The 23,127-nt window shown below is 67.0% G+C and carries 14 protein-coding genes and 4 pseudogenes; 4 read left to right on the forward strand and 14 right to left on the reverse strand.

What is annotated here, in order from left to right:
- The first annotated feature begins 18 nt into the window (after positions 1–18).
- On the forward strand, positions 19–2,370 hold the full coding sequence (locus tag RIN75_RS10525; protein WP_309111641.1) for a family 43 glycosylhydrolase: 2,352 nt from the start codon (positions 19–21) through the stop codon (positions 2,368–2,370).
- Between the two features lie 41 nt (positions 2,371–2,411).
- On the opposite strand, the gene RIN75_RS10530 is transcribed toward RIN75_RS10525, so the two are convergent.
- The 8 genes and pseudogenes from RIN75_RS10530 to RIN75_RS44035 form a co-directional block, all read right to left on the reverse strand.
- Positions 2,412–2,657 carry a cellulose binding domain-containing protein gene (locus tag RIN75_RS10530; protein ID WP_309111642.1) on the reverse strand — a complete coding sequence of 82 codons (246 nt, stop codon included), beginning with the start codon at positions 2,655–2,657 and terminating at the stop codon, positions 2,412–2,414.
- A gap of 55 nt (positions 2,658–2,712) precedes the next feature.
- Entirely contained in the window at positions 2,713–3,798 is a 1,086-nt protein-coding gene (locus tag RIN75_RS10535; protein WP_309111643.1) for an IS630 family transposase, read from the reverse strand.
- Positions 3,799–4,022: 224 nt separating this feature from the next.
- Positions 4,023–4,664, reverse strand: coding sequence for a hypothetical protein (locus RIN75_RS10540; RefSeq protein ID WP_309111644.1), 642 nt, complete (start codon positions 4,662–4,664; stop codon positions 4,023–4,025).
- A gap of 274 nt (positions 4,665–4,938) precedes the next feature.
- Positions 4,939–7,413, reverse strand: coding sequence for an ABC transporter substrate-binding protein (locus RIN75_RS10545; RefSeq protein ID WP_309111645.1), 2,475 nt, complete (start codon positions 7,411–7,413; stop codon positions 4,939–4,941).
- A 1,205-nt stretch (positions 7,414–8,618) separates the two neighbouring features.
- A complete protein-coding gene (locus RIN75_RS10550) occupies positions 8,619–9,041 on the reverse strand; it encodes an Imm10 family immunity protein (RefSeq protein ID WP_309111646.1) in 423 nt (140 codons plus the stop codon).
- Positions 9,041–9,199: pseudogene (locus RIN75_RS44030) on the reverse strand (hypothetical protein); the annotation flags it as partial. The gene RIN75_RS10550 and the pseudogene RIN75_RS44030, both read right to left, overlap by 1 nt.
- A gap of 60 nt (positions 9,200–9,259) precedes the next feature.
- Positions 9,260–9,682 (reverse strand): IS30 family transposase, encoded by a 423-nt coding sequence (locus RIN75_RS10555; RefSeq protein ID WP_309111647.1) that lies wholly within the window; start codon positions 9,680–9,682, stop codon positions 9,260–9,262.
- Positions 9,573–9,911: pseudogene (locus RIN75_RS44035) on the reverse strand (IS30 family transposase); the annotation flags it as partial. The gene RIN75_RS10555 and the pseudogene RIN75_RS44035, both read right to left, overlap by 110 nt.
- A 488-nt stretch (positions 9,912–10,399) precedes the next feature.
- On the opposite strand from RIN75_RS44035, the gene RIN75_RS10560 reads away from it, so the two are divergent.
- Positions 10,400–10,762: a hypothetical protein gene (locus RIN75_RS10560; protein WP_309111648.1), complete on the forward strand. Its 363-nt coding sequence runs from the start codon at positions 10,400–10,402 to the stop codon at positions 10,760–10,762.
- A gap of 177 nt (positions 10,763–10,939) precedes the next feature.
- Complete coding sequence (locus RIN75_RS10565) at positions 10,940–12,109, forward strand: site-specific integrase (protein ID WP_309111649.1); 1,170 nt, start codon at positions 10,940–10,942, stop codon at positions 12,107–12,109.
- A gap of 537 nt (positions 12,110–12,646) precedes the next feature.
- Here the strand turns inward: RIN75_RS10565 and RIN75_RS10570 are convergent.
- Entirely contained in the window at positions 12,647–12,901 is a 255-nt protein-coding gene (locus RIN75_RS10570; protein WP_309111650.1) for a hypothetical protein, read from the reverse strand.
- 110 nt (positions 12,902–13,011) lie between these two features.
- Positions 13,012–13,452: pseudogene (locus tag RIN75_RS44040) on the reverse strand (hypothetical protein); the annotation flags it as partial.
- Between the two features lie 190 nt (positions 13,453–13,642).
- Here RIN75_RS44040 and RIN75_RS10575 point away from each other — a divergent pair.
- Positions 13,643–14,463 (forward strand): annotated as a pseudogene (locus RIN75_RS10575) (transposase family protein).
- Here the strand turns inward: RIN75_RS10575 and RIN75_RS10580 are convergent.
- From RIN75_RS10580 to RIN75_RS10595, 4 genes are all read right to left on the reverse strand, one after another.
- Complete coding sequence (locus RIN75_RS10580) at positions 14,464–14,895, reverse strand: polymorphic toxin-type HINT domain-containing protein (protein ID WP_309111651.1); 432 nt, start codon at positions 14,893–14,895, stop codon at positions 14,464–14,466.
- A 231-nt stretch (positions 14,896–15,126) separates the two neighbouring features.
- Positions 15,127–15,405, reverse strand: a complete 279-nt coding sequence (locus RIN75_RS10585; protein WP_309111652.1) for a hypothetical protein — start codon at positions 15,403–15,405, stop codon at positions 15,127–15,129.
- Between the two features lie 271 nt (positions 15,406–15,676).
- Positions 15,677–16,318: a suppressor of fused domain protein gene (locus tag RIN75_RS10590; RefSeq protein ID WP_309111653.1), complete on the reverse strand. Its 642-nt coding sequence runs from the start codon at positions 16,316–16,318 to the stop codon at positions 15,677–15,679.
- Between the two features lie 6 nt (positions 16,319–16,324).
- Entirely contained in the window at positions 16,325–23,122 is a 6,798-nt protein-coding gene (locus RIN75_RS10595; protein WP_309111654.1) for a polymorphic toxin-type HINT domain-containing protein, read from the reverse strand.
- Positions 23,123–23,127 lie beyond the last annotated feature (5 nt).

Consider the following 23,127-nt stretch of genomic DNA (forward strand, 5'->3'; position numbering starts at 1 on the left):
CCAGAACAAGGAGAACCCGTGGATCGACAACGTCCGCAGCGGCGGAGACCAGCCGTCCTCTTCGCCGTCGGAGCCCTGCTCGCCGGAGGTCTCGCAGTCGCACCGACGGCGGCGGCCGCCGGGCCGAACCTCATCACCAACCCCGGTTTCGAGGACGGCCTGTCCGGGTGGACCGTCAACAACGGCAACGCCACCGACGGCGCGACCCTGACGCCCACCGGTGACGCCTACTCGGGTTCCGGCGCGGTGCTGGTGACCGACCGCAAGACGACCGGTTCGGGACCGGCGCAGGACCTGGCGGGCAAGGTGCAGGCCGGCAAGACCTACACCGTCACCGCCCGGGTGAAGTACGAGAACCCGGCGAGCCCCGCGACCAAGCAGTTCTTCGTCACCATGCACTACGGCGGCTCGACCTACACCAACCTGGGCACCGGGACCCTGCCGCGCGGGCAGTGGGGCCTGCTCCAGGGCACCTTCACGATCCCGGCCGGCCAGTCTGTCGCGACGCCGCGCGTCTTCGTCGAGACGCCGTGGGTCGCCGACCCGGCCGCCGCGCCGGCGACCCACCTGATGGACTTCAAGGTCGACGACGTCGTCCTGCGCGAGTTCACCCCGTCGACCACGATCGAGGTGCTCGGCAAGAACCCCGGCGAGGGCAACCCGCTGATCTCCCACAAGTTCGGCGCCGACGGCAATGCGTTCGTGCACGGCGGCCGGGTGTACGTCTACATGACCAACGACACCCAGGTGTACAACCCGGGTCCCAACGGCACCTCCCCCACCAACACCTACGGCGGGATCAACACGATCACCGTCATCTCGTCCGACGACCTGGTCAACTGGACCGACCACGGCGAGATCCCGGTCGCCGGTCCGAACGGCCTGGCGAAGTACGCCTCGCAGTCGTGGGCACCGGCGGTCGAGAGCCGCGTGGTCGACGGCAAGGAGCAGTTCTTCCTCTACTTCGCGAACAACGGCGCGGCGACCGGCGTGCTGGTCGGTGACTCGCCGCTGGGCCCGTGGCGCGACGAGCGCGGCAGCCTGCTCATCACCGCCCAGACCCCCGGCGCCTCGGACGGCCGCAACTGGCTGTTCGACCCGGGCGTGTTCATCGACGACGACGGCCAGGGCTACCTGTACTTCGGCGGTGGCGGCAACGACGGCTCCAACTCCTACGAGAACACCAACCACCCGAAGTCGACGCGCGTCATCAAGCTCGGTGACGACATGATCAGCACCGAGGGCGCGGCCGAGACCATCGACGCGCCGCTGATGTTCGAGGCCGGCCACGTCTTCAAGCGCGAGGGCAAGTACTACTACTCCTACTCGTCCAACTTCGGCTTCGGCGGCCCGATCGACCCGAACGGCCCGCCGACCGGCGCGATCGCCTACCTCATGGCCGACAGCCCGATGGGCCCGTGGACGCCCGAGAAGTACGCGGGGGTCATCTTCAAGAACCCCGGTGTCTACTTCGGTGCGGGCGGCAACAACCACCAGTCCGTCTTCGAGCTGAACGGCGAGCACTACTTCACCTACCACGCGCAGACGCTGAACCGCCGCATCACCGGTGGCGCGACGCAGGGCTTCCGCAGCCCGCACATCGCGAAGCTGGAGTTCAACGCCGACGGCACGGTGAAGGAGGTCCTCGGCACGTTCGACGGCGTCGAGCAAATCCGCCACCTCGACCCCTACCGGGTGATCGAGGCGGAGACCATCGCGTGGCAGCAGGGCTTGGCCACCAAGCGGCTCAACGCACCGAACGACGTGCCGCAGCTGGCCCTGCACGACGTCGACAACGGTGACTGGACGTCGCTGTCGTCGGCCGACTTCGGGTCCGTCGCCACCGGCGTGTCGGCGCGCGTCAAGCCGCTCGTCGCCGGTGGGAGCATCCAGGTCCGCCTGGACGACCGCACCGGTCCGGTCGTGGCGACCATCCCGGTCGACGGGCCGGTCGGGCAGTGGACCGAGGTCGGCGCCGAGCTCGACGGCGTGTCGGGCGTGCACGACGTGTACTTCACGTTCGTCGGACCCGACGGCCGGGACCTGGCGGAGGTCGACAGCTGGCGGTTCGCCAAGCCGTCGTTGAAGGTGGCGGGCGCCGCGGACACGGGGTGCGCCGGGCCGAACGCCAAGCTGACCGTGCGGGTGACCAACAACGAGTCCGTGCCGGTCGACGTGGTCGTACAGACCCCTTACGGCGCGAAGACGTTCGACGACGTCGAGCCGGGCAAGACTCGCTTCCACCCGTTCATGACCGGTGAACGGGCCGTGCCCGCCGGTGCGGCGACGGTCACCGCGACCGCCACCGTCGACGGGCACGAGGTGTCGAGCGCGCTCTCGGTGCCGTACGACGCACACACCTGCCGTTGAGCGGCGAGGCGGCCCGGGAGGTCCCGGGCCGCCTCGTCCCGTCAGGCGGTGGCGCAGGCCATGCCGTTGAGGGTGAAGGAAGAGGGTTTGGCGGTGTTGCCGCCGTGGGTCGCCTGGAACCCGATGCCGATCGAGGCGTTCGGCGGGATCGAGGCGTTGTAGGCGACGTTGCGGGCCGTCACCTGCCCGGACGTGGGCGAGTAGGTGGCGCTCCAGCCGGAGGTGATGGTCTGCCCGGTCGGCAGGGTGAAGACCAGCGACCAGCCGTTGATCGCCGCCGTGCACACCTGGACCGATTACCCGACCAACGTTGCGTGACACAGCACTAGTAGACCGTCGCATCTAACCTTTGGGGTATAGGTGGCGGAGTTTGACGCGTGCGTCGTCGGTGGTGACCTGCCAGTCGACTCCCCGCTGGTTGGCGTTGGTGGCGTGTTGCCAGGCGGCGAGTTCGGCGTTGAGGGTGTCGAGGTCGCTGATACGGCGGTCGAGGCATTGCCTTGACAGTGCGGACAGTTCGATCTCGGCGATGTTGAGCCAGGATCCGTGTTTGGGGGTGTGGTGGATCTCCAGGCGCTGGGCCAGGGCGAAGGCCTCGTCGGGCGTGAAGGCCTCGTAGAGCGAGGCGATGCCGTGGGTGTTGAGGTTGTCCATGACCAGTACCACGGTCTCGGCGTCGGGATGGTCCACGGTCAGCAGGTGTTTGACCTGCCCGGCCCAGTCGATCTTGGTGCGCCGGGCCAGGGCGTGGACGCGGCGCCATCCGCGTAAGGGCTCGGCCCACACGAAGATCGAGCAGGTGCCGCACCGGGCGTATTCGCTGTCCTCGCAGGCATCGCGGCCCGGCCGGGCCGGGAGCGGGTCGCGGACCCGGCCCAGTAGCTGGAAGGGTTTCTCGTCCATGCACACCACGGGACGGGCGGGGTCGTGCGGCCGGGCGTAGACGGCGAGGACGTCCTCCATGCGGGCGGCGAACTCCGCGTTCGCCCGCGGCGGGATGTTCCAAGCTTCCTCAGATGAGGACGCAGTTCCGTTTTTCAAAACCCGGCCGATGGTCGAGTGGTCCAGGTTCGGGATGTCCTCGGTGAGCTGGACGTGTTCCTCCAACAGCCGCAACGACCACCGGGCATACCCCTCCGGCGGCGCCGGGCACGCCAGGGCGATCAGCCGGGCCTCCACCTCCCCGGTCACCGGGGACGGCACCGGCGGAAGGCAGCGCTTCTTGCGCGAGATCGTGGCCAGGACATCGCCGCCGGTCTCGGCGAACCGCCTGGCGACCAGCCGCAGCGTCTCGCCCGAGACTCCGAGCCGCGCCGCGACCACTTCCTTCGGATCAGGCTCGCCCGCCGAGGTGTCCAGCGCGAGCAGCACCCGCGCCCGCATGATCGACGACGCCGGATGCACACCCGTCGTGGTCCACCGGGTCAACTCCTCACGATCCCGTGCCGACAGCCTGACCGGCCGCTTCAAATGCGATACCACCACACCAGTCCTTGTCCGGCAGGGGAAAGAACCTGCCGGACAACAGCCTCCCAGCCGCAAGCACCACAACTAAGCAGCGACACGCTACTAGTCTAGGAAGCACACGGATCCTGAACGGCCGCCCGGTGCTACTGCGCGCCGAGACCCGAGCGCGCGGCAGCACCGGGCCGCTAAGTGAACAGCTTGTAGTTGAGCACGACATGGTTGATTGGCGGACCGCTGTCGAAGTCGACGGAATTGACACTGATCCAGCCGACCGTGCCCTTGGAAGTCCGGTAGCAGTACTGACCGCCCACCGCCGATGGGGTGCTCGGGTGTCCGGTGGTGCTCTCCAACAGCTTGGGGCATTCCGTCTCGGCGTCGTACTGGGTACCGCCGTAGAAGATCAGGGATGACTGGCTCGCGCTGAGCATGTCCTTGCCGAAGTACAGGTCAAGGTCGCCGTTAGGCCCGGAAGCCTCCACCGGGCGCGGGTCGGCCACATCCAGATCCACCCCCATTCCGGTGTCGATCTGGATCTGGCGCGGCACGCCGTTACCGGCCCGCACGATGCCCGACGTGGTGGGCACCGACGCCGACTTCGTGTCAGTGCCGGACGCCGGCCCGGCGACGGTCTGCACTACCGTGACCGTGGACGGCGGGCTCGCATCAGCCCCTTGCTTGCGGCCGGTCGAGTACGCCGTGATCACAGCTGCCGCCAAGGTGGCGACGGCGGCGATTACGCCCACCGCCACGGCACCTCGACGGTTGACGTGCGCCGCCTGGACCGCAGGGTCGATCGGCTCCCCTTCGGCCCGCTTCTTCCTCCGCATGTCCACTCCCAAAGTTCGCTCCGGCCATCCCGACCTGCGCGGCAATGAAACCAGATCGCCAAATCCTCACCGCAGCCACGTTCATCACCCGGACCGACCCGAGGCCGATTTTTGCGGAGAACGCCGCTGTCTCGAACTACGATTCCACTCTGCGGCGAATGAGACTCCGCGATACTCGATGTCGAGGGCATCAGCAGGTAGTCGAAGGACCCGACCGCCCCATCGGCTCGCCCACAACGTCTTCGAAGTCCAGCCGGACGTGGATTTCCGTTCTTCACGACGGTTCGATGATGTGTATGCGGCCCTCATCGACGCCTGGGACGTTGGGCTTGAGGCCGTCGTAGTCGAACTCCGGGTCCCGCAGGCAGGCCAGGACCTGGGAGACCTCCCAGACGGGTACTTGTGTGGTGAGGTGATGAGCGTTCGCGATCGCCTGAGCGGCCATCCCGAAGGCATTGGCGCCCGCGATCCGCTCGCTCTGCTCGGCCGTACCGGCCAAGCCTGTCACCCATACCTTCACCCAGGGATAGTTGGCCAGGACACCGGATCCCGCGACCACCACCCCACCCGGCCCCGAGATCATCCGAATCGGACGGTCCACGCGATCCTTGCACGCCTTGACGTGCGCACCGATGGAAAGCAGTTTGAGCAGCTGATCGCCCCGGCTGGCGATAACCGGCACGACGGCGTCGGCTTCGGCGCACAGCCGCTCCACGTCGTCTGTCTCCAGCGTGGGCGCGGTCGTGCCGTTCACGGCGGGCACCTCCTTCGCCACGACGTCCTTCTCCTGCGAGCCGACGTTGCGCTCGTTCAGGTCGGCGTGTAGTTCCTTGCTGAAGTAGGTGTCGTCGGGGTCGTAGACGACCGCGGCACCCTGGGTGCCGGGCTGTGCTCGCACCCACTTCGCGATCTCCTCGGCGAACGCCGCGTTGAACGGTGACGAGAGGAACATGTTCGGGTTGGCCGTCATGCCGCTGCCGTACATCGCCGCGCCGATCACCGGGATGCCGCTGAGGCGGCCGACCGCCTCGAGCGCCTGCGGCCTGCTCTGGGAGATGCCGATGACGGCCGCCAGTTCGCCGCGCCCGGCCCGTTTGCGCTCCGCGATCCGCTCGGCGACCCACCGCCCGTCGGCGAACCGGTCGCCGCTGTTGGCCAGGACCAGCTTCACCGGCACCTTGCCGTCGTCGCTGTCGGCCAATTCGTTGTGCTCCTTCTGCTTATGGACCACCCCTTCCAGCTGCCAGATGGCGTTCGGTGGTGCCGTGCTCTCGGCCTGGTCGGCTCGAGTCAGCGGGCCGAAGAAGATCACGGTGCGGTAGTAGCGCGGGTTGCCCTGCCGGTCCTTGAGCTTGTCCACGTCGCTGTTGTTCTCGACCGCCTGCGCTTCGAGGGTCGCGAGCTTCGGCACGCGGTCGTTGTCGACGATCTTGCCGCTGACGAAGCTGCACCCGGCCTCGATGACGCCGACGCGCTCACCGGAGGCGTTGATCTTCGTGTCGGAGCAGCCACCCAGCAGGTACTGGTAGCCGCCGAACCCGACCGCACCGGCCAGCAGGGCGACCACGACCGACAGCGGCGCCACCGCCGACAGACCTCCCGGCACCTGCGGTGTGACGCGGGGATGCGACTCGATCCACGTCCTGACGGCCGGGTTCTCCTCCGCGGACTCCTCCCCCGCCACCGGTAATCGGACCGCCAGGTAAGGCGCCTCCGGCAACGCGGCCCGCTCGCCATCGACGAACCGATTCAACGTGGTCGCCGCGTCGGGCACGTCGTGCGTGATCTTGGCGACGCGAGCTGCGTGTTCGGGGTCCAGCGTGCCGATGACGAGCAGTGGGGCGGGCCTGAGGTCCTTCATCTGCTGGGCGAACTCGTCGACCAGGGCTGCGACGCGCGGATGAGCACCATCCAGCAGCAGGACCGGCGTCCAGCGGCGGCGGCGACGGCGCGGCGAGATCCGGCCGGGTCGCATCAGGTCGGACAGGTCCTCCAGGATCGCCCTGACCAGGACCTGGCGATGCAGGGTCTCGCGGGGCTCTTCTCCCAGATCGCCGATGGACAGCAGTGGGAACGCCTGGGATGCGAAGTCACCCGGTTCGCCGACCTTGTTCTTCACCAGGTCGCGGAACCATCGCGTCGAGCGACCGTTGAGCCTCCTGGTGTACAGCCATTTGAGCGGACCACTCAGGATCGCGGTGAGCAACGTGCCGACCAGTTGTACCGGCAAGTCCGTCTGGCTCATCCCACGAGCCCAGCCGAGCAGGGGGTTACGGCTCTCCCAGTGCTCGTACAGCAGAGCAAGAAGCCTGGCCCTCTGCCTGGCCTGGCCCGCCGCGTCGATCTTCCCATCGGCATCGAGGATGTCCTGTGCCAGTTGGAACCTCTGAGGTCTCCAGTTTCTCCCCGCGCCGCGGGGGATACGGCGCCGTAGTCCCTGCACAATCAGGTCGAGCAACGCCGCATACGGCGGTAGGCCTTTCTTTGCGGCCGACTCGACGAGGTCCTGGTCCGCATACGCGTGCGGCACCAGGGCGCTGTTGCCCGAACCGGACAACCTGGTTTTGAGAGCAGCAAGGAACTCGGCGTTCGACGTCGCGTCGGTCGACGTCGCAACGACCACCAGGGAAGGCAGTTTGGGCTTGCCGCCCGTCACGTCGTCGAGGAGGGAAACCAGCCTGTCCATGCCATCGACCGGCTTGATCGCTTGAATCCACGTCATTTGCACAAACCTCCAGCACACTTCCATCAGGTCACTGTAACGATCCAGAAATGTGGCCGCACAATAGCGGTACCCACGCGACAGCGGTCGACCTATTTGCGAAAGACTCGCAGTTTCACGGAACAAGATCGCAGAGTAGGCGCGCTCAGGCGCCACTCCGACTTCGTCGATCGTGAACACCGACCGTTAGACATCTTCCGGTCGTCGTCATCGGCGGCACCTCACGCCCACGGCGCGCAGGCATTCCATTCCGATAAACGTGGCCGCCGCTACCACCCCGGACAGGCAGCTTCCAACCGTCGCGTTCACGGCGCACAAAAGGCATAACGCCCCGAAGTCCACCCTGGGGCAATCGTCAGGACTGCCGGAAACGTTATACATTCAACCCTTCACGCGTCTCCCACCTCTGACAAGCGCACAAAGAAACGACGACGCCCGATCATCGCGGTAGCGGCACCCTACAGCTCGCCCGTGTGACACAAGCCGCAATTTTCGGTAGTTGCCCGATTCGTAACCTTCACCACTCATGACACCGAACAGGCCACTCCATACAGCGCCCCCGTTGCATCCACTTGGTCGAAACATCCCAAGGCGCGCCCTTTATTACGACCTGCGAGTAGATACACACGGAACGGTGGCCAGCGCCGAACGGTCCGCCAGGCACGACAAACGGCTGAACGAGCAGTCCGGCTCAACAGCCTCGAAGGCCAGGAGCGTCAGGGCCACCCCTGCGCTCGGCTTCGACCAGGTGCACGTACAACTCGGTCACGGCGATGTGCCCCGTGGCCAGCTCGTAGTGGGCGTACGCCGACGCGCGGCAGGCCGCAACTCCGTCGTGCGCTCGACCATCTCCCACGGCGATCCCGATGCGATGGCCTCGGAGGCGTGACCGCTTTGCTGGACCATCGACACGAGGTTGCCATCGCCCGCAGGGCCGACCACAACACCGCGCACCACAAGACCAGAAGGGGAACGGCGTAGTTCTTCGCCCCTCGTCCCGCGGATCGCAACACGGACACCCCACGCGGCAACCGCTAAGACGGGGCGTCCGAAGCGATCGACTTCCGGGCGGGGCGGACGGCGGATCAGCGCCCGATCGCGATTTCGTGGGTGCCGGACATGAAGAACACAACCGAGGCCCCGACATGCACCATGACGATCCCCACGACTCCGGCAGGTGCCGACCTCGCCACGATCAGCGTGAGATTCCGGCGGCGAGCGGGTTCTTAGGCCTACTCCTGACTACGACCGCCGTCGAAACCCAAGAGTTCGGGACGTTCCTCTTCCCGCCCCCACATCACGATTCGCGGCAGAGCGTCCAGGACCTCGGCTGCAGCAGCAGCTTCGCCGTCCAGGCGAACCTGGAGGTCGACGGGCAACTCCAACAACTCCGCAGCCTCCGACGACAGCGTCAAATCCAGTCCTTGATCAAGCCTGACCGCTCGGCGCAGCCCACCGTAGATGCTCTGTCCGCCGCTCACGAGACAGTACGTGTCCATACCCAAATGGACTTCCTGCTCTTCCGGTTCGTAGAGGCTGCGCTGTATCAGCAAGACGAAACCAGTTCCATCTTCGGTTTCCGCGAAACCAGCCTCCAGCACTTCGTCGTCTTCGTCCTCCACGAAGCGGAAGTAGCGAGCCGTCACCTCGACCATCAACCCCTCCTCCCGCAGCCACCAGTTGCAATCCACTGACCGGCACCGCGCGGACCATCGTATACGTAGAGCACGCTGACTCCAAGCTCGCTCACCATGCGGTTCATCGCACCACTACAACGAGGACAAGGCGGCAATTGGCCGACAATCCGGACCGATTCACCAGGGGCGACGGGCGCGAGATTGGCGAACGGATCACCCTGGACGGGACGATAAGTTCAGGCGGTGGAAGCATCCGCTTCGAGAAGTTCGGTGAACACCTCGCTGGGTTTTCTCCAGTCGTGGATCTTACGGGGTCGGTCGTTGATCTCGGCGGCGATGGCGGCGAGGCAGCGCGGATCGGAGGGAATGTCGACGCCCTTGGGCAGGAACTCGCGCACGATGCGGTTGAGGTTCTCGTTGCTGCCACGTTCCCAGGGCGAGTGCGGGTGGGCGAAGAACACCGGCAGTCCGGTGGCGGTGACGTTGTGGTGTAACGCCATCTCCGAGCCGCAGTCCCAGGTCAGGGACCGTTTGGATCGAGGCCGGGAGGTCGCCGACGGCGGCGATGATCGCGTCGGTGACCGTGAGCGAGTCGCGTCCGCGAAGCGGGACCAGGACCAGGAAGCGGCTGGTCCGCTCCACCAGGGTGGCCACCGCACTCCTGCCTCCCTTGCCGATGACCAGATCCCCTTCCCAGTGACCGGGAACGGCCCGGTCGTCGGCCTCCGCGGGGCGTTCGTCGAGGTAGCGGGGTTCGCGGATGCGCGGCGCGGGCGCCGGACGCGGCCCGCGACGACCGGTGCGGCCGGTCCGCAGCGCGATCAGCTCCCGGTTCAGGGTGGCGACGGGTTGGGCGTAGACCCACTGGTAGACGGCCTCGTGGCTCACCCGCCCAAGAGCAAAACCGCAGGTCAAGACCAAATCGCGCTAACCGCGCTAACCGCGCAGGTCCGGCAGACCAGGAAGGAGGACAGGCCCCGTGCGTCGCAGTCGAACCGACCGCTCGGGAGGCGACCGGGCCGCGACCGGGCGTTCGGTCGGGGCGACCGGGAGTGCAGCCGCTCGACCGGCTGACCTCAACCACGCGACCGAGCAGACGACCCGTCACCGCTCCCACCGCGCGAACGGTCCGGCCGCACGACCGATGGCGACCGGCTCGGCGACCGATGCACGGCCGGACCGTTCGCCGGGCACTTCACCACCGTCCCAAACGGAGTCCCACAGTCCTATTAGGACGCCTTCGGCGCGACCTTCTGCGCCCTTCGGGCGCGTGCCGAAGTCGGTCCTCCCCTCCTACACCAGGCGGCCTGACTACCAGGCTGCCTCTTCCCTCCCGCCATGTTGCAGCAATCCCTTCACACCAGACAGGAGGCGACATGCGTGCCTACATCGACGGCCACCCGGTCGAGATCCGTCCCGGCTACCGGGTCGACGGGCGCGGTCGAGCGGCGACCAGCGTGTCGTTGAGCATCCCGCTGCGCACCGACGATCTGGTCGCCATCCTCTACACCTCGAACCTGACCGCCGCTCAACTCGCCGATGCCGACCACGTGCGGGCCACCATCGCCGAACTCGTTGTCGAACGCGGCACCGACCGGATCACGCGCGCGAAGGCCACCCTGCGCGCGCTGGTCCTCAACCGAGCGCTCGACCAGGCGCGGTTCGACGCCTGCCGACAACGCGTTCGCACGCTGTTCCCGCGCGCCGACAGCCGCAGAGCCGCCAAGCGCCCGGCATGACCCCGCTTCTGACGTCACGTGACGTCAGAAGCCCGCACACACCACCAACGCGTGCCTGCGCACACGCGCGCGCAACGCACGCGCGCGACACGAGACCTGACGTCACGAAACGAACCGTCGAACAGCCTGCGCTGTCACGAAACCCGCACACCCACCGTCCTGAAAGGACCAACTCACATGCCCGCGAAGCGCAACCGACCACCGATCGGTGTCTCCCTGTCGACGGACATCGAGTACCTGCCCGACCGACCGACGCCCTTTCGTGCGCGGGTGCGCTGGACCGACCCCGAGACGGGCAAGCGTCCCTCCCGCTCGCACTCGTGCGAGTCGGAGGAGGAAGCCGCCGAGTGGATCGACGCCATGAAGCGCGCCGCAGCCGGCGGCATCGACCCGAACCAAGCCAGCATGACGCTCGCCGAGTACGGCAACGCCAACATGGCCCTGGCGCTGCGCGGCCTGGAGGACAAGACGCTGCCGCCCTACCTGTCCGGGTGGAAGCTGCGCATCGTGCCCTCCCTGGGACACCTGCCCGTGCGCATGATCACCACCGGCGCGGTCGACCGGGCGGTCATGGACCCGGAGACGGGCTGGATCGCCGACGAGTGCAGCAAGTCGGTCGTGAAGAACACCCTCGCCATGCTCGTGCGCGTCATGGAGCAGGCGCTCCGGGACGGCATCATCGACCGCAACCCGGCACGCATCACCGGCTGGCAGAAGCAGTACGCACGCGTCGAAGACGAGCTGGACGACCCACGCTCGCTGGCCCTGCCCGACTGGGCCACCCTCCAGCGCCTGGCCGACACGCTGGCCGCTACGTCGGCCAGCCAGTACGAGGGATGGCGCGACGTCGTCCTGTTCGCCGCGTGCACAGCCGCGCGCATCGGGGAGGTGTCCGGAGTCCGGGTCAAGGACATCAACACCACCGAGTGGACCTGGACGGTCCGACGCCAGACCACGACCGCGCCCGGCGGCCTGGTGGACAAGGGCACCAAGGGCAAGCGCGCCCGCACCGTGCCGCTCATCGAAGAGATCCGCGAACTCGTCCAGCGCCGGATCGCGGCCACGGACGGCACCAAGGACGCCCGGCTGTTCGTCGGCCCGCGCGGTGGCCGCATCACCACCGCCGTGCTCCGTGACGCGACTCACTGGGATGACGTGGTCACCCAGCTCGGGTTCGACCACCTGAAGCGGCACAGCCTCCGCCACACCGGCCTGACCTGGATGGCAGACGCCGGGGTGCCGGTCCACCACCTTCAGCGGATCGCGGGCCACGGGTCGCTGATGACGACCCAGCGCTACCTGCACCCCAACAAGCGCTCCGTCACCGACGCCGGGGCGCTGCTGTAGGCCCACCTGCAAAAGCCGCCCGGAACGCCACGTCTACGGGCGGTCTAGTTTCCCGAAATTCTTCCGAGGTCCACAGATGGTCCACAAGCGGTCCCCGTAGTGGATCAGAGCAAGATCAACCCACTGACAGACGAAAGCCCGTCTGATCAGGCATTTCGCCATGATCAGACGGGCTTCCATCGACCGTCGGGACGACAGGATTTGAACCTGCGACCCCTTGACCCCCAGGGTCGTTTTGATCATGCCCTGACCTGCGAACGCGGGTTCAGCGGCACCTAAAACAGCTCTGCTGAGCGCAGTTCGGCGCAGGCGGACCTGTTGCGGCACAACGGATTCTCCTCCTTCCACTCCTCCTTGTCGACTCCCTTGACGGAAGATCAAGCAACGCGCCTGCCCATGGAGATTCGCCTCCTCGGTGCGACACGCTCCGCACACCCCAAAAGGGGCAGGCGATGTGTTGAAACGAGAGATTCCGTAGGTGCGTTGGCGGGGGACGCGCGCAAGGCAGGCGGCTCCGGTTCCACCCACCACGTTCGATCATCTTGAAAAGCGCTCGATTCGAATACCGTTAGCTCGCGCAATGCTAAGCAGCCCGTCTACTGCGAGACTCAGAGTCTGCTCGAGTTGCGGCAACAGGCGAGCAGCTCGCTCGAAATTACCTTCGGCAGCCAGGGCCGCCCAACACTGCCGATAGCCCTCTTCCAACTCTAGTACAGATTCGACGATATTCGCGCGCTGCTCGAAAGAGATGCCTACCGCACCCTGCATACCCATACTCAACTGAGCGCGCACGGATATGACATCTCCAACCAATCGAATGTGCCCGACACCGACCCTAGGGCTGACAATGATGTCAGCTAGAACTTGGTCGTAGTGCTCGCCACTTTCCAGCAATGTCGCCCCTAACCCAAGGTTCTCTTAAGGTAGACCATACCGCGCGCGCCCGATGGTATCTCCACTCCGCCTGCGACCAAGATTCCTACACAATAGGTTACACAGCTGTTGTGAATACCATCATACGCACCTAGCGGAGCACCGATGGAGTCTTGCTGCGCTTTCAGCGCTCGAGCTGCGTTAGGCAGGTTGAAGGTGCGCTCGACCACGTTCTCACCCAACGGCTCGGCTATAGCACCGGTCGTGGGCCTGCCATTCGGGCTTTCCACGCCGTCCCAACCAGGCAGAACCTGCTTTGTCTCGAGGGACACACCGTCCGCGTCCAATCTGATCGTGGCGTGCTCCATGTCCTTGTCCCAGCGGACGGTCGCGGTGCCACAGTTGTGTACTAGCACCGGTGCCGAGCCAGCCAGCACATAGTAAGTGTGGACGCCCTCGACCGTGAGATCGTGGACCGGTTCAAAACGCGTGTAGCGCGAGACTTCAGTGAGCCTTTCCGAGTAACTCTCGGTGGCGTTGGGTAGTCGGACCGGCCAAGGCGGGCGGGCACGCCGAACCTGTTACAACGCAACAAAAAACGCAGAACCCCGGTATGAAGGTGGTCCTTCCGAGATCAACTTCATAGAGGTCCTGCGCCTGATGAGTGTCACATACACCGCAACTCTGCCGGTACGCGACCAGACCGTGCTGTTCCTGTCCGGCCTCCTGCGCGGCGAACGCCTCCGACGAGGCACCCGCACCGATACGCGCGCGTTGAGCCCGTTCAAGCACGCCGTCCTGGTCCTGCGCTGGTTCCTCGACGGCACCCGCGTAGCGCAATTGGCCTGCGACAACGCGATCGGCCCACCGCCTACGACTACCTGCACGAGGGCATCACCGTCCTGGCCGCCCAGGCGCCGGCACTGGAATCAGCGCTGCTCGCGGCGAAGACAGCCGGTCACGGCCATGTCAGCGTCGACGGCACGCTGATCGAGACCGACCGGTGCCGCATCCCGGGCCCCACTCCCGGCGTGGATCTCTGGTGGTCCGGCAAACACGCCAACCACGGCGGGAACATCCAGGTCGTCACCGCACCCGACGGGTGGCCCCTGTGGACCTCCGACGTGCGACCGGGCCGGGAACACGACACCAGCGCGCTGCGTGCCCACACCGAAATCCTGCCCGCACTGGCCGTCTGGACCGCCCAGGACCTGCCCGTGCTCGGCGACCTGGGCTACGAGGGCGAGGCCGACACCATCACCGTCGCGATCAAGAAACCTCAGGGCGGCGAACTCACCGACGACCAGAAGACCCACAACAAAGCCCACAACGGCAAACGCGCGATCGGCGAACGCGGAAACTCCCTGCTCAAGACCACCTTCAAGGCCCTGCGGAACGTCAGCCTGTGTCCCTGGGCGATCGGCAGGATCGTCGCAGCCGCCCTCGTGCTCCTGCACATCGACCACGACCGCACCACATGATCACAGACCGTCAGGAACCATTACGCGGAAAGGCTCAGTGGCCGTCGGAGAAGCGCCGTCCGTCGTGGTCAGGCGCTGACCCTGCTTCAGCTCACCGATGTCGACGAAGCGCCCTTCGGACTCGACCCACACCGGGTGCCAGGAGGTGGCGTCGACCGTGCCCGTCGTGCCGTCCTCCGCCGTGACGGTCAGGCGCGTCATGTCGCCCTCGTCGTCGTGGACGATCGTCCCCACGACCTCGCGGTCGGTGGTTTCCTTGGTGTTCGGGTCGGTGGCCTTGACCTTGTCGCCGATCTCGATCTCGGCGATCGGTTTCGTCGAGCCGTCGGCCATCAACACCAGGGTTCCGCCCACGAAGCTGTGCAGGGTACAGCTGGCCGGCGGACCGTCGGCGGTCAGCTTGTTGAACTTGTCCGTGACCGCCGACGCCACCGCGTACGACAGCGCCGGTTTGTTCCTGCACGCGGTCCGCTGGAAACCAGACGGCCCGCGCCCACCCGACCAGCCACACCCCGAACCGTGCGGCGATCTCACACGAACTGCTGGAACTGCCCTGCCCGACCACCCCGGAGTCATTAGGGTCGACCCCTGGGCGCACCAGCCAGTACAAGTACTCACCGTTGTCGGTGGACGCCCACGGGATGACCTGGTTCTCCGGGTCCGTCAACTCAGCCGGCCTGGGCTCACCCTCGTCGAAGAGCATTCGCACAGCGTCACGTCGATCCCTGTACTCGCGACCAGGTCGTAGTAGGGGTTGAAGCAGAACGGCTCCAACAAGTAGAGGTATTCGTCGAACTGGCCACTTCCGTAAACTTCGATCAGCTCCACGTAGTCCGCGGGGAGCTCCACTGAGAGCTCGGCCGACACACGCGTCCAGTCGATGGAAGACCGCCGCCCCGGGGGCGGAGGCACAACAGCGACCAATCGCTCGATCTCACCCATCACGGCCTCGTCCTGTTCAGCACGGTGACGAACAGGTAGAATCCACCATTACCTTGCGCACTGATGGTAACGCCGCGAGGCAACAGCTCCGAGCCGCTGTACGCTGGCGTAGCACTGTAAGCGCTCGACTGCCACCATCGTCCACCGCGCACCACACCTGGTTCTCATACGCGCGCATCACGGGGTGTTCGCGTAGTTGTAAATCGTCACAAAGTTTCGGGGCTCGGGGTTGGAACCACCCAACTGCGCCTCGAGCTGATGTGAACCTGTCTCACACGATCGGTGGACGCATCGGGTCGAGGCGATCCCACGGCAAGGCCCACAATGCCTCAAACCCATTCTTTTTAGCGAACTCCCTCTCCGAAGCGTGCAGCAGGAAAACACCGACGAGATCAACCCGGTCACTGTCTTCGGAACCACGACCGAGTCCGATTTCGAGGGTGTGGCGACCCCAATCGGGCAGGGGGTCGGCCAGGAGCAGGCTGGACATGCCCGAACGTCCGACGAAACGTTCCACGTGACCGAGGACTCGCCCCCGATTGAACGCCGATATCCCCCGCATCGCTTCGACCGCGCGGGCCGGGACGGTCAGCCAATCAAGATCGCCCGACCGAACGGTGATCGTCAACTCCCGGCGGACGCCTGCCCACTCAGGGTGTTCCGCCAACGAGAGACCATAGGTGAACCCCGTCAGGCAACCCGTCTCCGGATAACCGCTGTGAATTATAGCCAGAACCCGCCCGCGTTCATCACTCGGAGGAACGATTTCGCGAACCAGCGGATCGACACCCGTCAACGCACGCAACTCTTCCAGGTACCTCTCAAGGCGAGCAGTCGTGTCGCGGTCATTCATCGTCTGATCTCCAAGGACCGGCAAGCGAAAGTCTGCACGATACCACCACAGTGCCAGCAACGACGATCAGTCTTCCCACCACCCGCGGTAGGCGACGACCCATCTGGTCTTGTCGTGATCTATATATGAGTTGAACTCGTCGAACCGGGCCGACGGAATCCTCCACTCAGTCAGTCCCGGCACGCCATCCTTGTTCGGCAACGGAAACTCCAGGTCGCCGAACGCCTCACGGAACCCGGGCTTCATCGTGAACACGTGAAACCCTGCGTCGTGACCGATTCCGGCGTATTGAGCAGCACCGATCGGGCTATTCGAGAGATATGCAGTCGGGTGGTTCCCGGAGTGGTTGGCCGCATTGAGGCCGCGCGCTTCGTTCGCCCGATTGCCCAAGCCCGGCGACCGGTAAAGCTCGACAATATCGCTGTTACCGCAATTGTGCACCAGGACGGAGATCGTCCCCGCCACCACGAAGTATGTGTGCACTCCCTCCACGGTCAGGTCGTATACCGGTTCCACGTGACTGCGACGATCGACAGTTGCAACGACCGCAGCGGCACCGTCAAAGGAAGTGAGGCTTTGTCCGGGCTGGAGATCGCCGATGTCGACAAACCGGTCTTCGGCCTCGACCCACACCGGATGCCACGACGTCGCATCGATCGTGCCCGTCGTGCCGGTGTCCGCCGTGACGGTCAGGTGCGTCATGTCGCCTTCGTCGTCGTGGACGATGGTGGCGACGATCTCGCGGTCCGTCGTTTCCCCGGTCACGGGATCGGTCGCTTTGACCTTGTCGCCGATCTCGACTTCCTCGATCGGTTTGGTCGAGCCATCGGCCATCAGAACCCGGGTCCCGGCGACGAAGCTGTGGCATCTCGGCGGGCCGTCGGCGGTCAGCTTGTTGAAGCGCTCCGTGATCGCCGACGACACCTTCTCGGTGATCGCCTGCACGCGGCGGAGGACGCCCTTGGCCTTGTCGATGATCTTCGCCAGCCGGTTGACCGCCTTGAGGGCGTTGTAGCCGGCCTCCAGGATCTTGCCGACCTTGCCCCACGGCACCAGGCCCGTGATGACGCCCGCGCAACCCCAGATGTCGCCCTTGGTGAAGCAGTCGACGATGTCGTTCCAGCCCGAGATGTCCTTCAAGACCTCCCAGGCGACCTCCTTGATGACGTCCCACTTGGTCTTGTGGGCCTCGGCCAGGGCGCGCTGGTACTCCTCCCAGCTGATGCCCGCCGCGTCGAGGGCAGCCTGGGTCTCGCCGTTGGCGCCGTTGGACGCCTGCTGCCACATCCGCTCGCGCCACTGGTAGTAGCCGCGTTCCCGCTCGTACGTGTCGTTCGGACCGCCCGCCGGACCGTCGAACAGAGCCGGGTTGCGGCCGCACAGCACGCCGTCCGGGCCGCAGTCGCGGATCATCCCGGTCGGGTCGCTGAACGTCACCGGACTGTTGTTGGCGTACGCGTACCCGTTGAGCTGCTGCGGGTCGTTGTTGTCCATCACCGGGTCGACCGACAGGAAGCGACCCGAGGAGGAGTCGTACAGCCGGGCGCCCACACTGGTCAGGCCGGATTCGTCGTTGCGGCCGCTGACGAAGCCCAACTTGTCCGGCCACGTCCCCGGCACGTCGCCGCGTAGTGCGCCGTACGGGGTCTGGCGGCGCTGGGCGATCTCCATCGAGCCCGCCGTGACCGCCAACTGGTTGGTGCCCTGGTGGTCGCCGGCCATGTACTTCAGGCCCGTGACGCTGTTGCGGACCGCGACAACATGGCCGTTGTGGCTGTACTGGCGCGTCCACGACGGCGTCGTGGTGCCGGTGTCCAGGCGGATCTCCTGGCCGAACACGTGCAGCGTCGTCGCCGAGGGTTCGCGGGAGATCAGCCGGCCGCCATTGGCGTCGTAGAGGTAGCGCGACTCCTTGCCGTCCGGGTTGACGATGCGGGAGACGTTGCCCTCGGCGTCGTACTCCAACTTCTGCTCGTCGCCGCCGATCTTGCGGGACTTGGTGCGGCCCGTGTTGTCGTAGTCGAAGGTGTCCAACGAGGTGCCGTTGGGCCCCGTGGTGGTGACGGATCGCGCGGTGTGCGGCTGCGGTGCGCCGGGCGCCGGGTAGGTGGTGGTGCGGACCGTGTCGCCGGCCGCCTTGTGCTGGGTCTCCGTCAGGCGGTTGCCGGTCTTGTCGAACGTCCACGAGTTCCAGTACGGGGCCGCGCCGCCCAGGGCCGTGGCCGAGCGGGGCTGGGCGCAGTCGCCCGACGACGGGGTCCACGCCTCGTTCATCCGGCGCAGGTAGTCGTAGGCGAAGCACTGGATGTCCGACGGCCGCCCCTGCGGTGTGTCGGCGATGCGGGTGATGTTGCCCGCCTGGTCGTAGGTGTAGTTCCGGTCGGCGATGCGGCTGTCGGTCTGGGTCTCGCGGTCGACCTGGGTGCGGGTCAGCCGCCGTGAGCCGGTCTCGTAGGTGTTGGTGACCCAGACGTTCTTCGCCGCCGGGTCCTCGCTGCCGTAGACCTCTTGGAGCACCTCGCCGAAGCTGGAGTAGCCGGTGTGCGCGACGTACAGCTCGCTGCCCTGCAACGTGTAGGGCATACCGATGTCGTTGTAGTACGTGCCGACGGCCTCACGCGGGACGATCGTCTTCCCGCCCGACACCACCGCGTTGTACTGCGTGATGAAGGGCTTGCCCGTCGGCGTGTACGACTGGCGCACGGTGTAGCTCGTCCCGAGCACACCCTCCACCGCCGGGATCGTCACCGTCTCACCGGTCGGCCGCCCGGCCGGGTCGTAGCTGTAGACCTTGCGCTCGTAGGCATGGCCGTCGACCAGGCGCCGCGACAGCGTCGGGAGGCCGACACCTCCGGGGAGCGTGTCGTACTCCCACTCCGCCAGCTTCCTGCCCGCGGTCGAGCCTTCGAAGCGGGCGGTCTGCCGGCCGAGGTCGTCGTAGGTGTTGGAGATCGTGCGGCCCTGGCTGTCGGTCGTCGACGCGATCTGACCGAGCACCGTGTAGGCGGTCGTGCTGTGACCGGTGTCCGGGTCGTCGGTGGCGACGACGCGACCGCGAAGGTCGTAGGTGTAACGCCAGACGTTGCCCGCCGGGTCGGTGACGGTCTCCAGCTGGCCGGCGGCGGTGTACGTGTACTTCGTGGCGTCGTAGGGACTGCCGAGGCCGTCGGTGTACTGGCGCTTCTCCAGTGCCCTGCCCTGCGCGTCGGTGATCACGGTCGTGGCCGTGCCGCCGCGCGGCGGGGTGGTGTGGACACGGTCCCCGCCGTAGGAGGTGACGGTGGCCCACTGTTCGACACCGAGCTTGCGGAAGCTCGCCTTCACCGGGCGGCCCATGCCGTCGTACTCGGTGATGGTCTGGCCGGGCACCTCGTTGTCGAACGCCCCGGTCAGGGTGCCGCCGGGTGCGCCGCTGTTCCAGTAGACGCCGTTGACCTTGTACGGCAGGCCGCGCGAGTCGTAGTAGGTGTCCGACACCTGACGGCCACCGTTGGGCGCGGGAGATTGGGTCTGCCGTTCCCGCAGCAGGCCGTCGTAGAGCGTGTAGACGGCCAGGTACTGGTTGTTGTCCAGCAACCGCTTGCTGATGACGACGCTGGCTTTGTCGTTGTTGTACTGGTACTCGAACTCCGCGTCGGCCTTGGTGGTCGCCGGGTCGCGGCCGGGCGTCCAGGCGGCGATCAGCCTGCCCAACGGATCGTGCTTGAGCGTGGCACGGCGGTTGTTCACGTCCAGGGACGCGATCGAGGTGCCCCATGCCGGGTTGAGGAACTCCTTCGACACGTGGCCCAAGGGGTTCGTGCTCGACATTCCGGTCACCGGACCGTCGGCGGGCGTGTAGGTCGTGGTGGTCTTCTTGCCCTCGGCGTTGTAGACGTCCAGCGGCCGGCCGTACTTGTCGTAGGTGGCGCGCGACGCCATCACCCAGGTCTGCCCGGTGGCGTCCCACTTGTCCAGCACCTCGGCCTTGGTGATCAACCCGCGGGTCGGGGCCGCGCCGAGCGGCTGGTCGTCGTAGTACGACCGGGCCAAGGACAGGATCGTGGTCGGCGAGGCGGTGACGGTGCAGTCCCCCTTGACCGTCTCCACCTGGTGCGCCAGCGTCAGCAGCCGCAGGTCCTCGTTGCGCGCGAACGTCGACGTCGTGCACGACTCGTCGCCGGCCACCGCGGTGTCGCCGTGGTCCTCGACCCGCCAGGCGATCCCCTCGGCGGTGAACTGCTTGTCCACCCTGGTGCGCCGCCACGTGCCGTCGGACAGCTTCGTGCGGCCCCGGACGGAGGCGTTGCCCGTGACGAACGCCTGGTTGCCCGCGGCGTCGGTGGCGGTCGGCGTGTCGGGCAGGTAGGGGTCGTTGACCGACGCGGAGACCAGCTCGCCGGCGTTGTACTGCCGGGTCTCGCGGACGAACCCGCGCAGCCGCTCGACGTCCTCGATCCGCTCGTGCTCGCTGTTCTCCGTCCACACGTCCCGGACCGCCCCACCGGGCAGGCGGTCGCCGTCCATGCCGCGCTGGTACTGCACCTCCGTGACCGTCTGCGGGCTCGGCGTCTCGCCCTTGGTGGTGCGGACGGTCTCGTAGCCGCGCCACTGCGACCACGTCCGGCGCTCCGGGTCGGCGAACTCGTTGTCGTCGAAGTGCCACGCCGGGTCGCCGACGTAGGTGTACCGTGTCTTGATCAGCTGCGAGGCCCCGGTGCGGTCGTCCTCGACGACCGAGGCGACGACATACTTGTGGAACCAGTGCAGCTCCGGCTCACGCGCGCCGTCCGGCGCCCACCAGGTCGGGAAGCACCGCAGGGTGTTCGACTCCGCCGACGCCGGCATCCGGGAACCGACCACGCAGTCCTCACCGGCATAGGTGATCTGCGTGTGACTGCCCGCCTCACCGGTGATGGCCTCGATGCGGTACCGCGTGATCGGCGGCCGGTGGTCCCCGCCGATGTCGACCCTGTTGGCCATCGCCCGGTGCGAGAACACCGTCGGAGGCAGGGCGACGCTGCCGCCCACGAGTCCGGTGTGGACGATCGAGCGGAGGTTCATCGCGGGAGCGAGACCGTCGCCGGTGGCCAGGAACTGGTGTTCCAGGGTCCACGAGTCGACGTCCTGGTAGCCGCCGGAGGCCTGTGCGACGCGCGTGACGACCTTCATCAGGCGCTTGGTCGAGAAGAACGAGGGCGTCAACCGGTGGGTGCAGGACTCGCCGTCCTTGCAGATCTGGTCGAACGGGACGTCCGGCCACGACGACTTGGTGCCGTCGGCCAGCTGCGCCGGGTCGCAGTTCACCGTCGAGGAGGGCAGGCACCGCTCCGCGGTCTCGAAGTTCACCTTCGCCGCGGGCGCGGCGTAGAAGTCCTCGCTGCGCAGGCCGTACTCGACGCGGTCCAACCAGCCGCCCCGCACGTACGGGGTGGCCTTGGCCGGGTCGGCGTTGCGGCCGTAGTTGTTGATCTCCTGGTTGTAGTAGTACGTCGTGACGTTGCCGTGCCGGTCGACGGAGTAGTCGAGGTTCCACCGGTACGCCTGCCGGCACCAGGAGCCGTCGAAGTCGCCCGGCCGGTGGCACGGCTCGGCCTCGTGGTTGCCGAACACCGGCGTCGTCCACGTCGACCGGGTTTCCGGCTTGCCGTCGACCCAGCCCGGGAGCCGGTTGGCGCCCAGGAAGTACTGGGTGCCGTCGGTCGTGGTGACCTTCCAGTGCTCGCCGTTGTCGTCACCGTTGGGCGCGCCGAAGAGCCGCTCGACCCGCGCGCCGTCGTCGTTCTGCGCACGCCATTCCTGCGTGCCCGGGATGTTGACCAGCTTCCCGGACACGCCGGCGAGGCTGATCGTGGCGTTGTCGGTGGCCCAGCACTGGTCACCGGTCTTGGTGTCGCCGTTGTTGCCGCCCAGGTCCAAGCTGCACGGCTTGTACTGCCGCTCGACGTACCCGCCCGGCGACATGTCCCACCCGTCGCCGACCCAGGAAGCCTGGTTGTTGGTCGACGACGTGCGTCCGTCGACGCTCTGCGCGGAGTACCCGAGCGCCACGGACGGGGCCGCGCCGCCGATCGCCGGCGGAACGCGCAACGGGTAGCTGTAGGTGAAGTCACCGGACGCGCCGCCCGCGGTCCAGGAGCCCGCCGGCGCCAGCGAGGTGGCCGCGAAGCTGCCCGACGGCCCCGACGCGGACGCCACGGCGGCGAACACCGTCGGCGTGGACCCCAACGTGGTGCGACCGGACAGCGCACCCGCAGTGACGTTGTTCGCCTCCGCCTCGACAGGGCTCTGCACCTGACAGGCGGCCAGAGCCGGGGTCGTCAGCGCGCAGGCCGGCAGCTGCACCAGCCGCAGGCGCGACCCGTAGTCGCCGCCGAAGGTCTTGGCGAACGCCTTGTAGTCGACCGTGAAGACCAACGGCAGTCCGGCGGCACCGCCCCCGTCCGCGAGGGTGAACACCAGCGCGTTGCCCTGGCGGTCGCGCACCTGCCCCTTGACGATCTTGCTGCCGGCCGGCGCCTCCGCGGCCAGCCCCACCGCGATCGGGGTGTTGGGGATCCGCAGCGGAGTCCCGGCGGCCTGTGCGGCGGCCTGCGCCGGCGTGGTGCCCGACGCGCCCAGGTCGACCTGACCGGACAGGGTGGCGGGCCAGAACGTGGCCGGTTCGACCGGCTTGGTCACCACGGCACTGGCCGCCGGGTCGGGCGGCACCGCCGCCACGTTCACCGACTGCGCTGCGACCGGGTCCTCCTTCTGGAGCGGGGGAAGCTCCCAGGAGTACTGGTTGCCCGGCACCGCGACGGCCTGCGCCGTGGACATCGCCAGCATCGACACGACCGCGAGCGCGACAGCTCTCCTGCCCGCCTTACGCGCGACAGCACTCATCACAA

The sequence above is a fragment of the Saccharothrix sp. genome, from assembly GCF_031180885.1.
GTDB lineage: Bacteria > Actinomycetota > Actinomycetes > Mycobacteriales > Pseudonocardiaceae > Actinosynnema.